Annotated in this window: 3 protein-coding genes; all 3 read right to left on the reverse strand. The window is 37.4% G+C overall.

Features of this window, described 5'->3' with window-relative positions; all coding sequences use genetic code 11:
- Positions 1-812, reverse strand: an 812-nt coding sequence (locus ACFVSH_RS23305; RefSeq protein WP_387708080.1) for a TAXI family TRAP transporter solute-binding subunit, incomplete at its 3' end; no start/stop codon positions are given.
- Between the two features lie 162 nt (positions 813-974).
- Positions 975-2,351, reverse strand: coding sequence for a sigma-54-dependent transcriptional regulator (locus ACFVSH_RS23310; RefSeq protein WP_387708081.1), 1,377 nt, complete (start codon positions 2,349-2,351; stop codon positions 975-977).
- Positions 2,352-2,375: 24 nt separating this feature from the next.
- Positions 2,376-4,316 carry a transporter substrate-binding domain-containing protein gene (locus ACFVSH_RS23315; protein WP_387708083.1) on the reverse strand — a complete coding sequence of 647 codons (1,941 nt, stop codon included), beginning with the start codon at positions 4,314-4,316 and terminating at the stop codon, positions 2,376-2,378.
- Positions 4,317-4,468: the final 152 nt, after the last annotated feature.

Here is a 4,468-nt window from a genome sequence, read left to right on the forward strand (position 1 = left end):
ACCAGGACATTTTTAATTGAAATCGTTTGGACATTTTTTTTCATTCCCCCGTATGTATCTCTGGGAATTTCATCATGGGTATAAACTCCATATTGTTTTTGAAGACCTTCAATGATGTCTTCCGGAATTGGAATAAAAGATAGTTCGGTCTGCTTGGATATGAAAGCGATTTCATTATTCGGAATCCCCGAAGAAAAGAAAGCCACATCAATGGTACCATTACGTAATGCTTCTGCAGATTGAGAAAAAGAAAGATAGGATAAATTCAATTGATCAGTCGGTAAATTAGATTCTAACAGTATCCGCTCTGCAATAAGCCTTGTACCGCTGCCCGCCGTTCCCACACTAATGCGTTTCCCAACTAAATCTTCTAAGGAATCAATACCATTTTGTTTAGTAGTAACAATTTGTACATAATTGGAATATAGAGCCGTTAAAGCTCTTAACTTGGATCTATCGGTTTCAGGCAAATCCAGTACATCCACTGTGGTAAAACCAATTTCTGCGCGATGGCTGCTAACCAATTCAGTATTTTCGATGGAAGCATGGGTTACCTGGGTACCTGACACGGTTCCATTATATTTTTCATACATATTTGATAATCTTTGTCCTAACAAAAAATAAACACCTGTCATATCTCCAGTTCCAATGATTATCATCCTATTATTTAAATCCTGTCCTTCAGAAGTTAGTTGACTCTGAATCAAGGTAGTAGCAGGTTTAGATATTTCCTGCTGCTCATTCATAAAAGAACATCCTGTCATGAAACAAAATAACAAAGCGACTTTTATAAAGAGTGCTCCATTCTTCATCATGGTCCTCCTTTCTTAATGTATTTAGATGCAAATACCATGCCAAGTCGATTTTCTGCTTTAAAACGCAAATCCTGCCGATTTATTGAATGATATACACGTATAAATCGGCAATTTTTGCCGGTTATCCAGAAAAAAATGCCGATTAACACGATAAGCCTTTTATTCTCCTTTTGAAATGAGCTTGATTTTATCACGAAGGCTTCTTTCGGAAATTTTTAGGATTTGAGCTGTTTTTTGCCGATGGTTTTTACAGTATTGAAGTGTGGCCTTTATGACTTTTTCTTCTATCTCTTTCATGGATATTCCGATAGGGATTTTGAAACTATTAAAATCTTCGTCATTGCCCCCCTGCTGAAGAATGAACTTCTGTTCTTGAACATATTGCGGCAAGTCGGTATCCTCCATTTTTTTCGAGTTGGATAGGGCGACAGCATATTCTATGATGTTACCAAGTTCACGGACATTGCCAGGGTAATGGTAATCCAGTAAAATCCGACGTGCGGCTGCCGAGAACGTCTTATCCTCACGATTCATATCCTTAGCGTGCTTTTTTATAAAATAATCCATAAGAATCGGTAAATCTTCTTTTCTATCTCTTAAAGGCGGCATCGAGATGGGTATGACATTAAGCCTGAAATACAAATCCTCCCTAAATTCCCCTTCCATCACCATTTGTTCCAAGTTTTTATTAGCTGCACTTATAATACGGACATCCAATGAGATTTTTGCATTGGACCCAAGAGGAGTCACTTCCCTTTCCTGCAATACTCGTAATAATTTGGCCTGAAGAGGAAGGGGCATTTCACTAATCTCATCGAGAAAAAGGATGCCCCCATTAGCAGCAACGAATTTCCCTTCCTTCCTTTGTGTTGCACCGGAAAATGCTCCCTTCTCATAACCGAACAACTCCGATTCCAGCAGCATCTCAGGAATTGCTGCACAATTGACAATCTGCATTGGATTGTTTTTCCTTCTTCCTAGCGTATGGATGTTCCGGGCTACAAGCTCTTTTCCAGTACCACTTTCACCCGTGATAAGAACACTGGAATCAATATCTTTCACTCTTTCGATCATTGAGAAAATACGCTGCATCGCCTTGCTGTTACCAAGAAAGTTACCAAATCCCTTTTGAATCCCTAATTCTTCATGTAATGTCTCCAATTGATTGGACATCTGTTTGAATTCGGCTGCCCTCATCAAGAGCAAAGAAAGTTCTTCAATATTAATTGGCTTTTCAATATAGTAGTAGGCCCCCTTTTTTATGGCCTCGATGGAAGTTTCAATGGATGAATAGGCAGTCATCATGATGACTGTTACGTTAGGTGCTATTTGTTTGATTTTCTGCAGGACATCAAGTCCACTTTTATTTCCTATTCTCAAATCTAGTAATACAATATCAAAAGGTTGATTGTCGATCCTCCGGAGCCCCTCATCCGGGTCAGTGGTTGTCACGACCTGATAGGAATCTTCCAACGCAAAGCTAAGAGCAGTGCAAATAGCAGGTTCATCATCAATTACCAATACACGCATTTTCATATAACTCCCCCTCTTTCCATGCTTTTATTCGATATATAAAGGTAGTGAAATGGTGAATTTCGTACCTGTATTAGGAAAACTTTTTACATGGATATCTCCGTTATTTTCTTTAATTAACCTATACGATAACGTTAGTCCCAAACCAACACCCTTTTCTTTATTTGTAAAAAACGGCTCGAAAATATGGTCCAGTTCCTCCTGTTTCATCCCTTTTCCCGTATCGGATATGATAATCCGCCCAGTCTTTTCGTTCTCTTTATCAATGGAGATGCTAATGGTCTTTTCCTTTGTTTCTTCAACGGCATGAATCGAATTCAACACCAAGTTAAGAAGTACTTGTTGAATTTGTTGTAAATCTATATAAAAAATAAGGTCCTCCTCAATTATTTGCTCGAAAATTATTTGGTTTTTTTCCATAGTCACTTTATGAAAAGCAAGTAAGGATATAAGTTCATGAGCGTGGCAATTTGTAATATTAGGCGGACGCGGACGTGCATATTCAATTAAATCGGTAACAATCGCATTCAAACGGTTAACTTCAGTAGGCAAGTGCTCCATTAGAACTTGTCGGAATTGAGGATTATCATATTTACTCGGAAGTAAATCAATGAATGTTTTAATCGATGTCAAAGGATTCCTTATTTCATGTGCGACACCTGCAACTAGTTGACCAAGGGCGTGCAGCTTTTCTTGTGTGACCAATTTTTTCTCCAATGTTTTCTTTTCCGTCTCATCATTCATGGAAAGTAAGTATCCGGTTTGTATATCTTCAGAGTTGAACATCTTATGCATCGAATATGAAATCACCTTCTGGTCATTTTCCTCATCAAATACCAAGATCCGAAAAGAACCCGTAAGATTATTCCCATTTTGTTCTTGATGTAAAGCTCCGAAATTCCACATTAATTGAGAATGATTCATAAAATTCAGAATCATTTCCTTGGAAATGTCAAGAATGTCTGATGCCTTTGCATTACAGCTGGTAATCTTGAAATCGAGATCGAATGTAATGATCCCATTATTGATATTGTTTAAGACTTGATCTTTGAACGCTTCAGCATTAGCAATGTTTTGCCGTTGTTTCTCTAAATCCTTATTTAATAAATGTAATTTTAACGTCTGGTTATGAACGGATTTTTTTAGCTTTTGATTCCATATGTAAATGATTAGAAGGATAAAGGCCACGGCAGTTAGGGTTATGATCAACCAGAATATGAATTGCTCCAGCCTGGCAATTTTTTGATTGGATTGTGGCATGACCCATTTATCGATTATCCCATTGATATTCCGGTTAGCTTTAAGTTCCGTGAGTGTATTATCCATCATGAAAAGAAGCGATTGATTCCCTTTTTTCACTGCAATCGTATAATCCGCTGGTTCAATGACTTCATCGAGAATGATGTAATTCTTTTCTTGGCGGAACTTTTTCAAATAGAAATCTGCAGTCCATTTGTTCCCGATGAATACATCTGCACGGTTGTTCATTAATGTTAAAATACCCGAGTATTGATTCGAAACGGTCGTTAAATTTGTATTCCTCATATTTAGAAATGTACTGATTACTGGTGTGTTTTGGTCAAGGACAACATGTGAATCACGTAGATCCGTTAACGTATGAATATCTTGTTTCCTTTTACTAGGAATGATTATGGATTGGGACATTGTAAAATAGGATTGAGTGAAATCAAGTTGATTATCTTTATCGGTATTATAGGTACTTCCAACAATTGCATCAATTGTTCCGTTGTTTAAGGCTTTTTCCGCTTCTTCCATCCTCATCGGAATATATTTGAAATCTACGCCATTATATTTTGCTATTTCCTCCATTAAATCAATATTGATGCCTGTCAGCTCACCAGCTTCATTTTCAAAAGAAAATGGAGGAAGAGCACTTTCCCCAGCGATTATAAAGTTTTTTTGTTCAGCAAAAATCGTGGGAGACCAAAGCGTTTGAACAAAGACCATCAAGCAAAATATACTTATTAGAAACAGCTGCTTTTTAATTAAGAGCCCTCCTTCTGTGTCAAAAATCTTTGCAGTCAGTATTTCTCGGCTAAAAACGCCCTGATAATATACTTCTCCAATCAGGTCTTGAACCCTTTAAATTCTTAGTATAA

Source organism: Peribacillus sp. NPDC058002 (assembly GCF_042886655.1).
Lineage (GTDB): Bacteria > Bacillota > Bacilli > Bacillales > DSM-1321 > Peribacillus > Peribacillus aracenensis.